General features: G+C 71.6%; 1 protein-coding gene. It reads right to left on the bottom strand.

Annotated features, from left to right (window positions below; genetic code table 11):
- On the bottom strand, positions 1–391 hold a 391-nt coding region (locus I6F37_RS42785), incomplete at its 3' end, for a hypothetical protein (RefSeq protein WP_225154797.1).
- Positions 392–405: the final 14 nt, after the last annotated feature.

Genomic DNA, 405 nt, shown 5'->3' on the forward strand with positions numbered 1-405 from the left:
GCACCGCCACCGACGACTCGTCGCCGAAGTGCTTCGTGAGCACCCGCGCGACGTGCCCGGTCTCCGGCCCGAACGCCTCGTCGAACTTGCGGTCGAAGACCTCGGCGACCGCGCGGGAGCGGTCGGCGAACTCGCCCTGGACCTCGCGCGCGGTCTTCTCCAGCTCCGCCTTGACGAACTCGACGTTCGCGCCCGTCTGCTCGCGGTGCAGCACGCGCGCTCCAATCTCCAGCGCGTCGGCGATCACGCGAGCCGGATCGTCACCAGCCTCCAGGCGGGCGCGCACGAGGTCGACCACCGTCGCGTCGTCGATCGACAACCCGTCGACCAGCACGCGGTTGGCGAGGACGGTGATGCGGGGGTGGCGGAGCGGGGTTGCGGCAGCTTCCATGGGCAGGACGTCGC

The organism is Bradyrhizobium sp. NBAIM08 (assembly GCF_020193935.1).
In the GTDB taxonomy this organism is placed as follows: domain Bacteria; phylum Pseudomonadota; class Alphaproteobacteria; order Rhizobiales; family Xanthobacteraceae; genus Bradyrhizobium; species Bradyrhizobium yuanmingense.